1 protein-coding gene is annotated in these 439 nt (G+C 53.5%); it reads right to left on the bottom strand.

Translation table 11 applies throughout. The features are described 5' to 3' along the window. On the bottom strand, positions 1 to 439 hold a 439-nt coding region (locus ACTHUR_RS21240), incomplete at both ends, for a PHP domain-containing protein (protein WP_440400787.1).

Below are 439 nucleotides of genomic sequence, written 5' to 3'. Positions count from 1 at the left end.
CATTCGGGTCGTTCGGGTAGGCGTTGCAGCTCTAAATAAAACGCATCGGGAAACCATGCCGCATATTTCAACGCCGCCGCACGCGCTGCGTCTTCGTTGCTGTTCAAAAGATTCACGCCCACTTCGCCGTAATGTGCGCCACTCAAGCAAATCAAGCCGCTGTTGTCGCCGTTTTCCAGCCATTCGGGATTAAGTTCCGCATGATGGATATTGCGGTCTTTGCCGACATAGGCCTCCGTCAAAAGTTCGCTCAAGCGCAGATAGCCCGCATCGTTGCGGATAATCAGCATGGCACGAAACGGCTTGTCGGACGCATTCGGATTGCCTATCCACACATCTGCCGCGCCGATGGGCTTAATCCCTGCACCGCGGCAGGCTTTATAGAATTTCACCAAGCCGAATTCGTTCATCAAATCGCTGATGCCCAAAGCAGGTAAAC

The organism is Neisseria sp. P0021.S007 (assembly GCF_051956855.1).
The sequence above is the reverse complement of the archived record's forward strand: the minus strand, read 5'-3'. Positions and strand labels throughout refer to the sequence as shown.